At 34.8% G+C, this 16,864-nt stretch carries 18 protein-coding genes; 3 read left to right on the plus strand and 15 right to left on the minus strand.

All coding sequences use genetic code 11. The features are described 5' to 3' along the window. Nucleotides 1–30: 30 nt before the first annotated feature. From LNQ81_RS16715 to LNQ81_RS16760, 10 genes are all read right to left on the minus strand, one after another. A complete protein-coding gene (locus LNQ81_RS16715) occupies nt 31–531 on the minus strand; it encodes a GNAT family N-acetyltransferase (protein WP_229948720.1) in 501 nt (166 codons plus the stop codon). Between the two features lie 8 nt (nt 532–539). Continuing rightward, a complete protein-coding gene (locus LNQ81_RS16720) occupies nt 540–1,298 on the minus strand; it encodes an ABC transporter ATP-binding protein (protein WP_229948722.1) in 759 nt (252 codons plus the stop codon). 10 nt (nt 1,299–1,308) lie between these two features. Further along, the gene (locus tag LNQ81_RS16725) at nt 1,309–2,307 is read right to left on the minus strand and encodes a FecCD family ABC transporter permease (protein WP_229948723.1); all 999 of its coding nucleotides are present in this window, start codon (nt 2,305–2,307) and stop codon (nt 1,309–1,311) included. Between the two features lie 15 nt (nt 2,308–2,322). After that, nucleotides 2,323–3,324, minus strand: coding sequence for an ABC transporter substrate-binding protein (locus LNQ81_RS16730; protein ID WP_229948724.1), 1,002 nt, complete (start codon nt 3,322–3,324; stop codon nt 2,323–2,325). A 50-nt stretch (nt 3,325–3,374) separates the two neighbouring features. Next, nucleotides 3,375–3,830 (minus strand): urease accessory protein UreE, encoded by a 456-nt coding sequence (locus tag LNQ81_RS16735; protein WP_229948726.1) that lies wholly within the window; start codon nt 3,828–3,830, stop codon nt 3,375–3,377. A 7-nt stretch (nt 3,831–3,837) separates the two neighbouring features. Further along, the gene (hypB, locus tag LNQ81_RS16740) at nt 3,838–4,548 is read right to left on the minus strand and encodes a hydrogenase nickel incorporation protein HypB (protein ID WP_229948728.1); all 711 of its coding nucleotides are present in this window, start codon (nt 4,546–4,548) and stop codon (nt 3,838–3,840) included. Between the two features lie 13 nt (nt 4,549–4,561). Beyond that, the gene (locus tag LNQ81_RS16745) at nt 4,562–4,909 is read right to left on the minus strand and encodes a hydrogenase maturation nickel metallochaperone HypA/HybF (protein ID WP_229948730.1); all 348 of its coding nucleotides are present in this window, start codon (nt 4,907–4,909) and stop codon (nt 4,562–4,564) included. A 622-nt stretch (nt 4,910–5,531) separates the two neighbouring features. Then, complete coding sequence (locus LNQ81_RS16750) at nt 5,532–6,149, minus strand: hypothetical protein (RefSeq protein ID WP_229948732.1); 618 nt, start codon at nt 6,147–6,149, stop codon at nt 5,532–5,534. A 16-nt stretch (nt 6,150–6,165) separates the two neighbouring features. Continuing rightward, nucleotides 6,166–6,840 (minus strand): hypothetical protein, encoded by a 675-nt coding sequence (locus LNQ81_RS16755; RefSeq protein WP_229948734.1) that lies wholly within the window; start codon nt 6,838–6,840, stop codon nt 6,166–6,168. A 99-nt stretch (nt 6,841–6,939) separates the two neighbouring features. Further along, complete coding sequence (locus LNQ81_RS16760; RefSeq protein WP_229948736.1) at nt 6,940–7,308, minus strand: winged helix-turn-helix transcriptional regulator; 369 nt, start codon at nt 7,306–7,308, stop codon at nt 6,940–6,942. A 95-nt stretch (nt 7,309–7,403) separates the two neighbouring features. Between LNQ81_RS16760 and LNQ81_RS16765 the strand changes: the two genes are divergently transcribed. Both LNQ81_RS16765 and LNQ81_RS16770 read left to right on the plus strand, forming a co-directional pair. Beyond that, nucleotides 7,404–8,006 (plus strand): nitroreductase family protein, encoded by a 603-nt coding sequence (locus tag LNQ81_RS16765; RefSeq protein ID WP_229948738.1) that lies wholly within the window; start codon nt 7,404–7,406, stop codon nt 8,004–8,006. 674 nt (nt 8,007–8,680) lie between these two features. Further along, nucleotides 8,681–9,073 carry a hypothetical protein gene (locus LNQ81_RS16770; protein ID WP_229948740.1) on the plus strand — a complete coding sequence of 131 codons (393 nt, stop codon included), beginning with the start codon at nt 8,681–8,683 and terminating at the stop codon, nt 9,071–9,073. Between the two features lie 359 nt (nt 9,074–9,432). Here the strand turns inward: LNQ81_RS16770 and LNQ81_RS16775 are convergent, their stop codons facing one another. The 5 genes from LNQ81_RS16775 to LNQ81_RS16795 all read right to left on the minus strand — a co-directional run bounded on the left by LNQ81_RS16775 (nt 9,433) and on the right by LNQ81_RS16795 (nt 14,017). After that, on the minus strand, nt 9,433–9,924 hold the full coding sequence (locus LNQ81_RS16775) for a MarR family winged helix-turn-helix transcriptional regulator (RefSeq protein ID WP_229948742.1): 492 nt from the start codon (nt 9,922–9,924) through the stop codon (nt 9,433–9,435). 72 nt (nt 9,925–9,996) lie between these two features. Then, a complete protein-coding gene (locus LNQ81_RS16780) occupies nt 9,997–10,512 on the minus strand; it encodes a DinB family protein (RefSeq protein ID WP_229948744.1) in 516 nt (171 codons plus the stop codon). Between the two features lie 1,566 nt (nt 10,513–12,078). Beyond that, entirely contained in the window at nt 12,079–12,387 is a 309-nt protein-coding gene (locus LNQ81_RS16785; RefSeq protein ID WP_229948745.1) for a hypothetical protein, read from the minus strand. Nucleotides 12,388–12,508: 121 nt separating this feature from the next. After that, nucleotides 12,509–13,366: an alpha/beta hydrolase gene (locus LNQ81_RS16790; protein ID WP_229948747.1), complete on the minus strand. Its 858-nt coding sequence runs from the start codon at nt 13,364–13,366 to the stop codon at nt 12,509–12,511. Between the two features lie 336 nt (nt 13,367–13,702). Continuing rightward, on the minus strand, nt 13,703–14,017 hold the full coding sequence (locus LNQ81_RS16795) for a hypothetical protein (protein WP_229948750.1): 315 nt from the start codon (nt 14,015–14,017) through the stop codon (nt 13,703–13,705). Between the two features lie 235 nt (nt 14,018–14,252). Here LNQ81_RS16795 and LNQ81_RS16800 point away from each other — a divergent pair, with 235 nt between their 5' ends. Next, nucleotides 14,253–16,382 (plus strand): TonB-dependent siderophore receptor, encoded by a 2,130-nt coding sequence (locus tag LNQ81_RS16800; RefSeq protein WP_229948752.1) that lies wholly within the window; start codon nt 14,253–14,255, stop codon nt 16,380–16,382. Nucleotides 16,383–16,864 lie beyond the last annotated feature (482 nt).

The following is a 16,864-nucleotide window of genomic DNA, read 5'->3' on the forward strand; positions in this document are numbered from 1 at the left end:
AATCCGCGACAGCGAGATTATACTGTGTATTTACAACTGTGCTTCCATGTGAAGTGTAGTAAATCCACCATCTATAGAGGTAGTCACCAATTCAAAGCCTTGTTTTTGCCAATACTCAAACGCACCTGTTAAGAAAGGATGTGTATGTAAGTATAGTATCTCTATCCCTTTCTGCTTCGCTACTTCTAATAAGGCGTTAAACAATTTGGTTGCTAATCCTGATCTTCTATAGGCAGGCTCTACGAATAGACGAGCGACTTCTACTGTGCGTTGATCTTTATAATCAAGGTAATCAAATCGGTAATCATAAGGCATCATCCCGATAACTCCTACTATAATATCTTCTTTATCTCTAGCGCATAAGAATGCTCCACTATCTGAAGTGATATAGGTAGAGGTAAACTCAACAATATCTTGAGGAACTTTATCCGGATCTAACATAGGAAATAACCCTATTCGAAATGCTTTGACGTATTGTTTAATACACTCCGCTTGACTCTCCTCTACTTTGCTAATTTGAATATCTTCCATAAACGAACTTATATTAAAGGCATAAACATCACCTTCCCTTGATTATCTATTCTATGCAACGGCAGTTGATATGTATCTTCTAAAAGCTTGTGCAGCTCCTCTCCTTGGATAGCTTGAATATCTACCAATTGCTTATTTTGCATCAAGTAAAAACGCTCTCCATACATAAACGCAAGGTTAGGATCGTGCATCACACATAAGATGGTAGTGCCTTCTTCAGCAAGTTGTTTAATACATTTGAGCACTGCTACTTGATAGTGCAAATCCAAGTGATTCGTTGGTTCGTCTAACATCAGCACTTCAGGCTTCTGTACTAACACTCGACATAATAAGACTAGCTGACGTTCTCCTCCTGAAAGGGACGTATAAGGCTTGTCTATCAAATGCAATAACTGAAAGCGAGATAATATATCGACTACCTCTTGAAAATCCTGTTCTGCAGGAGCAAACTTCGCAAAAGAAGCCCTCCCTGTTAGAATAACCTCTTTCACTGTAAAGGGAAAAGTAGTCTGATGAAACTGATTTAAGAACCCTATGCGGATATGCTGTTCTTTGCCTAGTTTAATCGTTTTGCGTTCTTGTCCATCAAAGCACACCTTGCCGTGATACTTCTTTTCTAAACCTGCTAGGATATTAAACATCGTAGACTTCCCACTGCCATTTCGACCAAGGATAATAGATAGCTTCCCTTTCTCGAAGCTTGCATTAACATTATCTAGTACAATCTCTTTGTCATAAGAAAATGACAATTCACTTATCTCAATCATCTGATCTGTCTTATGCGTTCCAACTCGTTAAACTCTTCTTCATCAAATAAATAAATATAGGGGCACCTATAATCATCGTAAACACGCCTACTGGAATCTCAAAAGGCATTACAGCACGAGAGAAATCATCTATCAACAATAGAAAAGAACCTCCTATACTGATATTAGCCCAAACGCCAATATTGTTATTCGGTCCAAACACCATTCTACTCATATGCGGTACTATTAATCCAAATAAGCTAACCACTCCTACTGCTGCTACTGAAGAAGCTGTAATCATCGTCGCAACGCAAATAAGAACAAGCTTTAAATACTTAGGGTTCACCCCTACGGCTAAAGCTTCATTATCTCCTAAAGACAAAAGGTTAAGTTTCCAACGCAAGAGGATGATAACAACTAGACCTACTACAATAGGCACAAAGGCTGTCTGTACTTTAGCCCAAGAGGCTGTGTGTAGGTTACCCATCGTCCATTGTACTATCGCTTGCAACTTATACGGGTCACTCATATATTGCAACAAAGTCAACAAGGCCGTAAATACTCCTGATACGATAATCCCCGATAAGACCATACTCACAATAGAAGTACGACTACCCGCATAGGATACCGTGTAGGTTAAGGCTACTGCACATATCCCAAAAGCAAAAGCAGATAGATTAATAGAGATAAAAGGGAATAACATCGCTAAGGCGGCTCCGAAGGCAGCTCCTGAAGAGATACCAAGTGTAAACGGATCTACGATAGGGTTGCGAAAGATAGCTTGTAGAACTCCTCCTGATACCGCTAGTGAAGCTCCTACCATAAAGGTTAAGATAATACGAGGCAGACGCACTTTCCACAGAATAGTCTCCACAGGATCTGTAGTGATACCACTATGACTAATCGCCTTAATGATATAAGCTACTAATTCGCTTGGAGATAGATTACCTGTCGTCCCGAGCATCAGCGAACCTATTAATAACAAGATAGGTCCTATCCATAATAACGCAACCTTTATGCTATATCTCATCTATTTATCTTACTTCTATTTCTTTGTATTATACAATATATTCATTGCTTCGTCTAAGTCTGCTTTTAAAGCGTCCTCAGTATAAGTAGGATAACTCCATTGGCGTACTTGCTTAGCAAATAATAAGAACTTCACCGTATGAGGATCATATAAGAATGAAGGAGTCATCACCTTTACTTGCTTATTCTCTACAGCAGGTAGATTAGATAACTCGCTTAATCCATACACATCACTCGCACTTGAGTTCCAAAGCAGAATAATATCAGGATTCCACTTGTACAGCATCTCAGCACCGATATTAGGCGCTTGCATCTCTAGTGGGCAGGCATTTACCGCTCCTGATAATGTGATCGCCATATCCATCAGTGTTCCCTTACCTGAAGTAGAAAGTACACGACCTTTAGACCAAGCGTAATATACTTTCTTTGGACTCTCTACTTTCGTCGCTTCCATTTCAGCTACTTCTTTTTCGATATAGGTAGTGATTATATTAGCACGTTCAGCTTTACCTAGCAGTGTTCCTATTCCCTTTAATTCACTGATAATCCCTTTCTGATCTTCACTCGCTATGGTAAATACAGCGATACCCAAGTCCTCTAACTGAGCTACCGCTTCTGCATCTTGGTCAAATGTGATGACCAAATCAGGTTGTAACCCTATAATAGCTTCCACATTAGACATACCACCGCCGAAAGTAGGTGTTGCTATTTCTTTCTTTGCCATACGGCTATCTAAAGTAGATAGGAAAGCAAATGTATCTTCATTCAAGTAGATCTGTTGTGGAATACCCACTAAAGTCTGTTGCGCATCTAACATAAACACATCGTCTACTAACGCTTCGTATAATGCCACTACTCTAGTCGCAGGCTTAGCTAAACGAACTTCTTTACCACGACTGTCTATCGCCACAAGTTCTGTTGATGTTGGTTCTGTCGATTGAGTTGTTGCTGTACTTTGTTTACACGATTGTAAGAATACAAGTGCAAACAATACAGGTAATAAATATCTTAATTTCATAATTCTTAGAGTTTACTCGTCACAGATTGCAAATCCGTGACAGCAGTTTCCTATTTACTATATTTCTTTTTAAGAAGATGTTGCGTAAACAGCTGTTGTTTTTCTAAAACGATCATTGTTCCAAACTTGGCAACTAACTGTTCATACAGGCTCCCATCATAAGGTACAGATAACGTATTAGAAGACTTGTCTACAAATACAGGCAAGTGTCTATTGCCGATATAATAGGTAAAGTCAGCAACCTCTTCTGCCTTGTCAGCGATAAACTTGATCGCTAAGGTTGATTTAATAATCAGTTGAGCGATTACTTCTCCTTGACTATAAAGCAAGTCTGCTTGTTGCCAATCTCTGTTTTGTTCTTTGAGCAAATGAAGTTCAACTCCCAAAGTAGTTTTCCGGTGAAACAAGTGCTTCTGTGTTTCGAACCATTCGATCTCGAATGTATCTACTACATCTGAAACTACATTTTGAAGTTGAACATCATCTATATAAATTGTTTGTTGCATAGTGTGCCTACTCCGCTAGTTTAGCTTTCTTAGCTTTCACACGTTCTTTTAGCCACTCACACCACTGATCTATTCCCTCTCCGTTTGTAGTACTGATAGGTAATACTTCTATATTTGGATTAACCTCTCTAGCATCTTTAGTTACATTCTCTACTGTGAACGGCACATAAGGCAATAAGTCTATTTTAGATACTAACATTAACTCACTAGTTAAGAACATACGTGGATACTTCTTAGGCTTGTCATCTCCTTCTGTAGTCGCTAATAACGTCACTCTGTAATCTTCCCCTAAGTCAAAAGCAGATGGACATAGTAAGTTCCCTACATTCTCTATAAATAATACATCTGTTCCTTCTAGATCGATATGGTCTAATGCCTGTAAGATCATTTGTGCTTCGATATGGCACATCCCCCCTGTTACGATCTGAAGTGCGTTTAACCCCACTTCTTTCATACGTACAGCATCTCTATCCGTCTCAGGATCTCCTACTAATACAGATATATTTAACTCATTAGATAGGCGCTTACCTGTTTCTTGCATTAAAGTAGTCTTACCAGAACCAGGAGAAGAACACACATTAATGACGCAGATATTTTTTAGACGTTCTCTAATCGCATTTGCCACGAAGTCATTTGCTTTTAATAAGTGTAAAGTAGTGTTATCACATTGTAGCGAACCTACGCGATTTCCTAAACTTTTTGGATTACTTGTTGACATAAGTATGGGTGATTTATAATGATTGTTTAAATATTACTTTTGATATGTATAATTCGTTGCCCTGCACAATATCAGCCGATGGAGTACCACATGGACAGACGAATCGGTGGTACTCCACCTTAAAGTCTTTATCACAGCTGTGACAGTGTGCAATGATTTCGTTGACCACTACTTCTAATTCCATATCTCTATAAATTAGATTATCGATGATAAACGCATCAAATGCATTCTGTATCAACACAGGCTGTACATTAGATAACAACCCTGCTGTAACCTGTATTTTCTGAATATCTTCTACTTTAGCCTCGTAGTGCTCCTCTAGGGTAGAAAAGATATCTTTCACGATTGACAATTCATGCATCGCTTGATCTTTTTTAAATTCTATAAAATAAATTCTACTTTCTTAGACCTTCTTTATCTGTCTACAACGTGAAGTGATTAGTTGCAGTCAAACTTCTTAATTCATTAGTGTGGATTCTCACTGAGGAAGTCAGTACTATTCTTATCGGTTCGAATAGACACTAATTACACTTTTCTTTACTAAATGCTTTAAAGTGGCATTCTCAATAAAAGTGTTTATCGACAACAACAAACAAGCTATACATCAGCTATATCCGCATTATCAACGGCACAAATGTAGAAACAGTTCCGCTACTAGAATAGCACTAATCTTGACTATTCTACCATAAAATAGGGATTCACATTTCTTTAAGAGTACTAGATAAGGGGAATGGGGAACAGGAAACAGGAAAAAGAAGAACAGAGAGCAGGAAGCACATATAATAATCCAAAACAACATCCTCAATCCACTTCCACAACGGTACGGGCGTATTACTATACGCCCTCCAAACTATTCACGCCCTATCGACACTCAATCATAGATATCACATACATCCGTTTAGTATGTTCTAAAGCACAAAGAATCTCACCTATAGCCTAAAAAGAAAACAAAAAAGCCGAATATCTGACGACACCCGACTCTACTATTTTTTCTCTCTGTACTTGTTAATTGGGATATAATCTCTAAAAGCAAAAACGACTAATAATAAGAAACCTCCTAGAATTAAATACTTCTTATTTCCCATATGTTCATAAAACTCCATCAGACGATTGCGTTTTAACTCAGGAAATGGCTTGTTCGTCACGGGATCAATAATTATAAGACCATCTAATGTCCTAATACTTTCATCATAATATTTATCATTAACACAAATTATCCTATCCTCAAGTACTATATACATTCCTCCTTTCAGATAAAGCGTTTCTAGTATACGAATATAACTAGCGTACTCCATTTTTTCTCCCAACAAAATATTGACTCCATTATCATAATCTTCATTCCGCGCTATTTTTTCTATTTCCTTGACAATCCTATTAACAGCTGGAGTATCTTTTTCAATATCTTCATTTAAACTAAAATCAACAAAAGTCATTTCTTCAATAGGAATATTTCCATCAAAAGTACATGCACCAATTCCCTCTACCATACGAACAACTATAGCACTATAAGCCTTATATGAATTAGTATAACTAAAATACCACATACACATAAATGGCAGTAGTGTAATACTGATCATTCCAGGTATGTAATATTTCTTCATAATCTATACGTTTACCTTATCCGAACTTAGCATTCAAGAACTCTTCCCTTTCTAATCCTACCTTATCTACGAGATAATCAATTATCACATCCCTAAACTCCTGTTCATTCATTGTATTAGGATCTCTTCTACTCTTGAAGTAGTTTTTCTCAATCATCTTTTTGACTAACTCACCTACCGTCTCAACTTTAAACTCCTTGTCATAATCCTTAGTTACCTTATAAGCGAAAGACCAAATAACTCCTCCCACCAATGCATACAATGTGGCAAAAAACAGCAAAGCAAATAATCCTAAAAACGTAACTACAAACATAGCAGTAACATCATCCTTCGGTTTTAAGATAGACAACTTAATCCCTAACTCCTCTTCTACCCGTTTGATATTCTCAATACGATCCTGCTTAGGAAATAATTCTTCTAATCGAGTACTCGGCTTTATATCAGACTCGTTTGTATACTTCTGAAGAACTGTTCTCAGTTTATAAAAAGCTTGTTGGGAAGTACAGTCCTCTTTCTTCTCTAGTTTAAAATAGCTAACTAATAGCTCTATCATCTCAACTACATTCCTTACTTCCGCAAGTTTCTGAGGATCTAAAGGCAAATCATATTCATTCACGAAGTCTTCAATAGCATAGTCTAAATCTTCATATTGGTCTCCTTTAAACACAAAAGGTTCTTTTACTCCCTCCATAACCAATTCATTTTTAAACACCTAAAATAACACTTATTCTCTTTCCCAAAACACAGAATCAAAAAAAGGATACTACATCTCTGTAATATCCTTTCTAAGTTATTCTAAGGAACAAGGAGGTGGACTCACTACTTGCACCTTGTCATTATTCTTGATAATCTCTTTTCCAAAGTCAGAAATAGTCTGTATAAGAGGAAGCAAAGTTCTTCCAAAGTCAGATAATTCGTACTCTACTCTTAGAGGAGGCTTACTAGTATACACTGTTCTAATCACAATACCATCTGCTTCTAACTCCTTAAGTTGTAAACTCAAAGTACGCTCTGTGATATTGACCAACTCTTTTCTAAGCTCACTGTATCTCTTTTTTTCGGCAAGGTACTTTATAATTGCAGCCTTCCATTTGCCCCCTATAAACCTCATCGTCACACTTGTACTACAAGGATAATCTTTATCATCTATACTATACATCAGTTACTATACTTTTTGACCGTTATTGCAAATATAAATCACTATACTTAAGTTTGCAACTATAAAAATGATAGTTTAATTTAATACAATACAAAATGAGTTTTTTAGAAATTGCTAAGAGTAGATATACCACTAAGAAATACGACCCAACCAAAAAAGTAAGCGGGGACAAAATAGAACAATTAAAACAAATCTTAAATCTTAGTCCATCGTCTATCAATAGCCAACCTTGGAAGTTCACCATCGTCGAAAGTGAAAGTGTGAAAAGCGAATTAGCTTCCCTATCATACTTTAATGCACAGAAGATAAAAGACGCTAGTCACCTAGTGGTATTCAGTGTATTTGACAACATCGAAGCATTCGAGAACCAAAGTATCCATAATGCTCAAGAAGGTAATAAGGCTTTTTACGAAGGTTTCGTAAAACCACTGCCTGAAGAAGATATTAAAGCTTGGTTAAAAAACCAAGTATACATTTCGCTAGGTTTCTTCTTAGCATCTTGTGCTACTATGGGAATAGATGCCACTCCGATGGAAGGTATTGACAGAGTAGAGTATGATAAGTTACTTAATCCTGATGGAACACATAAGAGCACTTTTGCCGTAGCTATCGGATATAGAGATAGCGAAGATACTAACCAACCATCGATCACACCAAAAACACGTGTAGATCAAAATACAATTATCGAAATCAGATAATCACAAGGCAAGCTATTAATCACAGCTTGCCTTTCTTTTTTGCTTTTGCAAAAACAAGACTTGGGGCTCAAAAATCACCTCCTGTCAAAAACAAGTTTTTACTTTTTAAATCCTCCGTTATTTTGTATATTGCTCCACTCAAAATATTTCTATTATACTAGAAATCAGTATTCTTATCTCGTAAGAATTAAACATCTTATCCCTCACTCCCATCTATTTTAATCTTATCTCACATTTGTGTTACTGAAACTCCTATGTAATTTCATCTGAAAGCACACAGATAGCATCGTGTATCCATAGTGACTCCATTAAAAAGCTTGTTTTAATGGAGTCACTATGGACTCACCCGAACCGAAATAGCAAAAAAACAGCTATGGGTGCAATAAAAATAGAGAAATTTTGATCTTGGAGATTTGACCTTGAAGATTGGTCAGAAAATAATAGCGAATTTTTGAATTCCTATAGCACAAAGATACAAATTCAAATTTAAACTTTTCACTACACCCTTACGGATTCATTTTAAGTCAACAAATTAAATACTGAAAACACAACAGGCAAATTAACTTATAACCTTAAGCTAACGTATATTTCGGTTTATGAAGCAAATTGTAATTGGAGTAAACCTATCTTTTTTACTTTCTGAGAAAATACTACTTTTGACTCAAAACTAAATTATGTCAAGAAGCTTTATCACTTTTTTACTTTTACTTTTTTCTGTCGTTGGCTTTGCCCAAAAAAACACAGAAGGAAAGATGACTGTTTATGAAATCACTTACCTCAATGGAAAACAAATTAGCAAACAAAAATTAATGCACAAAGCGACTTTGCTCTATGAGGCGTCAGAAGATTATTACTATATCGATGGCGAAAGAGAGGATGGCTTAAAAACAGGTATTCCCCTTTTTTACACCAAGACCATTAAGAAAACAAAATACTATAGTTACGATGATACTGCATTTAGCAAAACATCAGAGAGCAACAATCTCGTTGTTTTTAAATCAGAGCAAATCACAACCGACTCTAATGAGAAAGAATACTTAGAGATCAGATTAGAACTTACAAAATAATCCAAACAAAAAGTCAAGGTAGTGAACCTTGACTTTTTGTTTTTGTCTAAATCTTACATTCGGTTTTATAGTACTACTTCTTAGATGACCTTTTGAAGTCATCAATAGCGTTATACAAAAAACTCTACTAGCCAAAAAGACAAGACTAGCCATTCTTTAAAACCATACTTCAGTAGATGGCACTTCCAAAAAAACATCTTCTCACCTCCCATAAGACCAAATAACACTCTTTTAAGCAACTATATCCTTTCAGGCAACACTTTGCTTATACTAGAATAAATTAAAGCTTAAAACAACCCAAATCTAAACAACAAGAACAAAAGCTATTAAAAAAGTTTTTTTCAGTTGATCTTACGGGATTACTTCCCCGCAACATCGTTACTTAAAACTGACTCTTCACTATTCTTTTCAAAAAGCGTTTTCAGATTCAAATCGACTATCGGACGATATGGACCTAATGCGTCAAAAAAAGTAGTGTCAACATTGTGGACTACTACCAACGCTTTTTGTAAAAGCTCTACTCCATTTGGGGTTAAGTTAATGACTTTTGCTCTTGTATCTACAGGGTGGTTTTTGCGCTTAATAACCTTCTTTTCTTCAAGGGTACGAAGCACTTTTGACACCATCATTCGGTCTGTATTACTGTGATTCGCTATATCTATCTGTGTTACATTTTGGTTCTCTTTTGACAACAAACCTAAAGCAGACATTAAAACAAACTGAGTATGGGTAATGTCTAAATTATCCAACTCTCTCTTCATACCTCTCTGCCATAACATAGTTACTTGCCATAACAAATATCCCGAACTTTCCTCAGGTGACTTAAACGGAAACTCTACTACCTCACTCATATATACTTTTATATTATTTATAATTTACACAATATTAGTAAAAAACTAACTTACTACTACAATTTACGAATACTACTGCTGATCTCTTTCTTTTTTCTGTCTTAAGTGATGCGTCCAGTGCATAGGTATTAATCGAAACCACTCCTTAGCATCTAGATAACCAAAGCCGGGGTGTGGTGTTTTACCACCCAAATCACTTGCTAGTAATTCGCTCCAAACTTTCATCATCTCAAGCACCTTTTCCAATCCCTCTTCCACTTCCTTTTTACTACTTGGTGCAACAGGAGTATACTCATCCGAAGCAGGCACTTTTATCTTCACAGGAGGAAACTTACCTAATATAGTATAGACCATAAATCCCTTAAAATTCTTTCGCTTATCAGCATTGTTTTTACTCTCTACACAAACCTCAATTTGCTTTCCATGAAACTGCAGTGTAGAATTAATTAGGTGTAAATAAATCTGTCCTATAGACCAATCATCTGCAGCGCCATTCTCAGTTATTTCTTCTTCAGAATACCCTTTTAGAGCCTCAAACCATACTTTATACTCCTTTTTAAACTCCTCCAAAATTTTCTCTATAGCCATCACATTAAAATTATTGTTGCTGCAAATATAATAATCACGACTACAATAATCAATACAAAACAAACAAATATTATATATTTTTTATATAAATATTAATATTCAGCCACTTACATTAATCATATAAAGTTTAAATACAATACACTTTAAGTGAATTAAAAAAACATCATCCACAAAAAAAGAATCATATAAACTTCTATAAATAAGTAAATACCACATAACAGATACACCTGAAAAAGACTGCCATTATGACAAAATAGAAACCTAACTCATCTGCCCTATTTATGACAACACAAATAACACCTCTCTTAATACATACCTTAAATCACTTAAAGTAAGGCTTTATATAATCTACATAACTAAAACAAAACACTCTTGTCAAAAAACCTTATAACAACCCTTAAAAACAACACCTTTTACCACCACTCCCTCATTCTCAATTCTATAAATACACTCCTATACACACTTCATACCTTCGTATATCTCACTCCTCTCCTTTCTCCTATTCCTATATAATAGTACATATAAAACAACACACAATCCGATCAAAACACCCTGACAAAAAACCAAACAACCAATGCTTAAAACACACTCAAAAGACATTAAAAAACCAGACATAAATAGTCCTTTTTACACAGATTAAAAGCTACACACTTCTCTCAAAAACACATTCAAAAAAACTACCACACCTACTAATCCTCCACATAAAATTGATCAATTCAACCAAACAAGTTCAGATCTACCACACTCAAAACTCATTTTAACCAACATAAAACATCAACTAAAAAACTAAATAATGAAAAAATAAATTATAATTATTACAATCTAAAAATATCCATATAACAAAACACTTTAAACAACTATAACGACTAACTAAGAAATAGCTCTCGGCCCTACTTCATAAAAAAGACAACAGAACTTCTACTATTCTTGACACAAAAGCAACTTAAATACCATTATAGCATTTACAAAAAAACCATATCACTTATAAACGTAATTGCAAAAAAGACGTATAAAAACATAAAAATAAAGAGTAGATAGAAAAGAGTAAAACTGAAAATAGTAGGTCAAGAAGTGTCAATAAAACAATGACTTCTTTTGACATTGAGCAATAATAAAAAAGTAAGAAAGATGAAGTGAGTAGCTTCTCACTAAAATTGTAAAAAACAAAATAGGAGATAATAAAATACGATTTTCAGTTAGTCAGATAATATCTTTTCTAGATTTAATTATCCTTAATATTAGGAATAAACCTTTGCATAAACAAACTATAAAATACGATAAAAGACAAGTGAATTGTTTTAAAAAGCTATAAGCACATAAGTGCTTAATAGATATAACAACTATCATACAAAGCTAGTTATACTCTAAAAAGCACTTTATATTACGTCAATAGTAAATATATCTATAATAACACCATAATGCTTCTACAGAGCATAAAGCATTATATATAAGACAATTACCTAATAAATACGCATTAACGCAAGAAAACAATGCAAATTAGAGATATAAGCAGACAGGGTATTTACTTATATATAAGGTATACAACACAGCTAAACTCAAAGAATATTACTTCTTTTTAGTTAGTAAATACTTGTTCCCTACCCAAAAAATCAAGTGGACAAAGACTAGTCCTATTACTCCATACATTATAAAAAACAGGTATACTCCGAGATCAACCATACCACATCTATTACTTGAAAACTCATCCATTGGATATAATCTTTCAACAAAAATAGGGGGTAAAACAACCATCATAATAAACAATAAAGGAAGAAACAATGCATATCTCCACCCCTTAATCCCCTTCTTATAAAAGAAGATATATCCTATAATTTGGATGATTAAAACAAGGATTAAACTTATAATAGGCGTCATATTACAATCATTTATACACACAAAAATACGACAATTAACATCATAATTAACCCCCTAAAATCATTGATAGTCATAAAAAAAGCTACCCATATAGAGTAGCTTAAATGTATTTATATTCATCTTATTTAGAGAAATAAGTCTTGGTATATATCTTTTGAAATGCGTTATTCACCGCTTGATGGATCACCGTTGAGTGTATTTCTTGAGGTAGATAGTCAAAGTGAGACTTGATATTCTTGTTCTTTTGAAGCGTCTTATACAGTTGCTCACCGTATTCATACATCTTCACATCCTCTTCCTTATTAGGCACCCCGACATATACATTCACAGGCTGTTTGATCTTCTCTAATAGACAAGTATGTGTCTTATCTAATAACTTCTCATCACCCCACCATAGACTAGGACTGATAATGATATAGTTTGTAAATAGGTAAGGATGATATTCTAACACATACGTAGAATATAACCCTGCTAATGACTCTCCTATTACAGTACGAGTACTATTCCCTTTATAATTCTTCTCAATATAAGGAATCAACTCTGACTCTAAGAATGCTGTATACGCCTCAGCTCTACCATACTCTGGGAACATATCTTTCTTAAAGCCTGATTTCTCCACAAAGTTTAGATTATCAACTGCGAAAGTCATATCCTTTCTACGGTTAATCGTCTCTATACCAACGATAATAGAGTTGGGAAAACGCGCTATCCAAGGCTGTGAATTAAAGCGTACTAACCCCGCTAGATGCACGAAGTCTTCCTCTACTCCTCCGTCTAAGATGTAGACTACAGGGTATTTAATCGTGTCATTAGCACTATAATCAGGAGGTAATACTACATTAATAATTCTATTTTCACTTAATACAGTAGAGTATAATTCATCCGTTGTACCTAGTACAAGTGGCTTGCTTTTAGTCTGACTTATACCTGATATACCAAGTAATAATACTGTCGTTACTAATAACGTTTTTATATTCATAAAGATTGTTTTGGTTAGTTTATTGCCTCCAAAGATAGAAAAATCATTAAGCTACAAACGTTTTTTTACACCAAAACACCCTAAAAATAGTATACTAATAGTTAGATACTATAGGCAGTACTACTCTATTTGCATTATTAGAACATCTATTGGTATGATTAGGACAATACATTATTCTCGTGATGTATTAAACCTCTCCTCAAATGAGACATAGGTATCTTTATACACAGCAGCTCGATGATACTTTTTTATTGTTTCAAATATCTCTTCATTATTACCTATAATCTCAGAAAGAGGTATTGCATATTCCTCTACATCACCAAATATCTTTCTATTCTAGATATCATAGAGCTTATTCCTCTGTTTATGGTAAGTAGTAGCATCCTTTAACTTGATATAAATATAGTTTCCGGTTCTCACTGATGAATAAAACACTACATCTTTAATATCCAACCATTTAAATCTAAGATCATTCTTATAATCAATAAAATACTCTTCAGTCAGCTCTATAATCGGCATCCTTTTAAACAAACATTTGAGATATCTCAATTCCTCTCTTAAGTGATTTTGTCCTAAATACATATAAGTTACTAAAGGAAAACCAACAATCAACATCGCTTTAGTATAATACACCATAAATAATATTCCCACTATATATAAGAGGGTTATAATACATATTATCGGTTGATAGAAAGACACAGTACATTTATATTGCTGATTCATAATACCAAGGTACAAAAAAGGAGAACAATGTGCTTTAAATACAATACTATTATGAAGTGATAAAGTGACACAAACACTAATTGTCATATCACAACTTTAAAGCATTTTATAATAGTTTATTAATCTATATTTGTTCTTACAAAACAACACAACTATTTAAATAATGAAATATCAGTTTCTAACTGTATTACTAGGCTGTACTGCTCTAGCCAGTGCCCAACAGCAAGACACAATTACGTCTCAAAAGATGAATGAAGTAGTCATCACAGCTACTCACCTAAAAAAAGGATTTTCTTCTAAAATGCCTCTTAATTACCTAGAAACGCCGCAGTCTTATGATATAATTCGCCAAGATATCATACAAGACCAGATTGCTACAAATCTAAAAGATGTCTTACAGAATGCAACAGGATTAGTGCGCTTATGGGAATCTACAGGTATGGGAGTGACAGGAGGTGAATACTATACTATACGAGGCTTTGCGTTCCAACCAAACCTATTAAACGGAATGCCTAGTTACAACAACGGATCCCTTGACATCGCTAATATAGAGCAGGTAGAAGTAATTAAAGGTCCTAATGGTACACTCTATGGCGGTAGTGTTATCTCTTATGGAGGATTAATTAACGTCATTACTAAAAAACCTCATAACACTTTCGGTGGGGAAATCAATTATACAGGTGGTAGTAATAACCTAAATAGAATAGCATTAGATATCAATACACCTATCTCTAAAAACCTATTCTTCCGCCTAAACACCTCTTATCACAAACAACATTCTTTTCAGGATGAAGGCTTTAATGAATCTATATTTGTAGCCCCTTCTATACAATATAACATCAGTAATAAAGTAAGTTTATTTCTAGATTTTCAATATAAAGGTTCTGAGATAGCCCATGCTCCTATGCAATTCTTAGATAGAGATGCTCCATTGACATTTGATTCGATTAATATTTTTAAAGAAAATTACTTTAACTCTTATACCAATAATGACTTAAGCATCAAGAACCCAACATTATCAGCACAAGTCAAACTAGAATATAAAATAACTGATAATTGGACATCTAATACCATTATCACACGAAATAATACGCGTAGCCGAGGATATGACCAATTCTTAGATGATTTATCTAATGGCAATGAATTTCAACGTTATATCTCTAAGCTAGATTCAAAAACAGATGTTTTAAGTATACAAAATAATTTAACTGGGAAGTTTAAAATAGGAAGTTTAGACAATATATTGCTATTTGGACTAGACTATCTGTCTAAAAAGTTTAATAGTATAGACAGTGATTTCATTGACTATGGGATAGTCTCATTAAAAGACCAAACTGATACAGCTGATTTAAATAAAGCTTCTATAGACCAAGCTTTAAGTAACACGAATAGTATTCACAACATTGCCAAAACTGAAACCTTTAGTTCTTATCTCTCTAATGTAACTCATATTCTGCCTAATCTATCCTTAATGCTAAGCATAAGGGTTGATCACTTAAAAGGTAGTACTTCTGCTGTTAGTGATAAAAAAACTAGTCAAACTTCTTTTTCTCCTAAATTTGGACTTGTATATCAACCTATACAAGATAAATTGGCTGTATTTGCTAATTACCTCAATGGTTTCGTCTTCCTTGACCCTGCTATTATAGCAGACCCAGATGGCACGAATAAAACCATCAAACCTTTTGATCCCGAACAAGCGAATCAATTCGAAATAGGTACAAAAGCAAGTTTTCTAAATGGTAGACTAACTGCTTCAGCAAGTTATTACCATATCAATGTTACTAATAAACTTATGACAGATCTCAGCACGATGAATAGTTTTAATCAAGGTGGAAAAGTAAAAAGTGAAGGAGTAGAAATCGCCCTATCAGGAAGCCTTATCACAGGATGGAATATAGTAACTGGCTTTAGTCATAACTATAGTGAAGTTACCAAATCTACTCCAGCTGACGGTAATTTAGGTACTAGACCTGAAGAAGCTGGGCCTGCTAATACAATTAACTTCTGGACAAACTACAAACTACAATCAGGAGTATTAAAAAACCTCAGCCTAGGGGTTGGAATCTACTCTTTAAGCAAGACTAAAGTCATGAATCGTACTACCATCGGAGTATTCGCTACACCAGCCTACACTCTTTGTAATGCTGTTATATCTTATGACATCAACAAATTTACTACATCTTTTAAAATAGATAATATTGCGAATAAGAAACATTTTACGGGTAACTCTACTGTGAATCCACTAGGAGAAAGAACATTCTCTTTATCAGTAAATTATAAAATATTTTAAGAAAATCCTTGTGTTGGCGAAATGCTTACGTTGGCGCAGATTTACAATCCGTGCCGTATATACCGCTACGCGAAGTCTCCTGACTCCGTGTACATAACCATTTTGTACCAACAGAATGTGAGACGCAAAATATTGACGTCTCTACCTTAAATTTATTGTGTAACTATACCTTTTGACACAGTGACCACAATATCTGCGTTGGCGCAGATTTACAATCCGTGCCGTATATACCGCTACGCGAAGTCTCCCGACTTCGTGTACATAACCATTGTGTACCAACAGAACGTGAGACACAAGATATTGACGTCTCTACTGCGTTGGCGCAGGACAGAACGTTAAAAAAGTGTCCTGTGGACAGTTTTAGTGAATGGGACAGGTGACATATTGGCAGAGCAATCCGTGCCCCTATATACCCCATGCCGAAGGCAAACAATTCTTAATTCCTAATTTTAAATTCTTAATTCCCCGAAGGGAGAGCATTC

It is taken from the genome of Myroides oncorhynchi, assembly GCF_020905415.1.
Taxonomy (GTDB): Bacteria; Bacteroidota; Bacteroidia; order Flavobacteriales; family Flavobacteriaceae; genus Flavobacterium; species Flavobacterium oncorhynchi_A.